Below are 892 nucleotides of genomic sequence, written 5' to 3'. Positions count from 1 at the left end.
CAGCACCTGAACAGCCTGGTATATGACCGTGACTACGGGTGGAGTGACAACGGCGACCTGGTGCGCATCAGCGGCCCGCGACAGACGCGGGAATACGGCTACAGCGCCACGGGCAGGCTGGAGAGTGTGCGCACCCTCGCACCAGACCTGGACATCCGCATCCCGTATGCCACGGACCCGGCGGGCAACCGGCTGCCGGACCCGGAGCTGCACCCGGACAGTACACTCACAGTGTGGCCGGATAACCGCATCGCGGAGGATGCGCACTATGTCTACCGCCACGATGAATACGGCAGGCTGACGGAGAAGACGGACCGCATCCCGGCGGGTGTGATACGGACGGACGACGAGCGGACCCACCACTACCACTACGACAGCCAGCACCGCCTGGTGTTCTACACGCGGATACAGCATGGCGAGCCACTGGTCGAGAGCCGCTACCTCTACGACCCGCTGGGACGGCGAATGGCAAAACGGGTCTGGCGGCGGGAGCGTGACCTGACGGGGTGGATGTCGCTGTCGCGTAAACCGGAGGTGACGTGGTATGGCTGGGACGGAGACAGGCTGACGACGGTGCAGACTGACACCACACGTATCCAGACGGTATACGAGCCGGGAAGCTTCACGCCGCTCATCCGGGTCGAGACAGAGAACGGCGAGCGGGAAAAAGCGCAGCGGCGCAGCCTGGCAGAGACGCTCCAGCAGGAAGGGAGTGAGAACGGCCACGGCGTGGTGTTCCCGGCTGAACTGGTGCGGCTGCTGGACAGGCTGGAGGAAGAAATCCGGGCAGACCGCGTGAGCAGTGAAAGCCGGGCGTGGCTTGCGCAGTGCGGGCTGACGGTGGAGCAACTGGCCAGACAGGTGGAGCCGGAATACACACCGGCGCGAAAAG

General features: G+C 65.0%; 1 pseudogene. It reads left to right on the top strand.

The features are described 5' to 3' along the window. Positions 1-892: pseudogene (locus K0778_RS26495) on the top strand (RHS repeat protein); the annotation flags it as partial.

The sequence above is a fragment of the Escherichia sp. XD33 genome (genome assembly GCF_019375075.1).
GTDB classification, from domain to species: Bacteria; Pseudomonadota; Gammaproteobacteria; order Enterobacterales; family Enterobacteriaceae; genus Enterobacter; species Enterobacter flexneri_A.
Note: the sequence above shows the minus strand (reverse complement) of the source record. Positions and strands in the feature narration are given on the sequence as shown.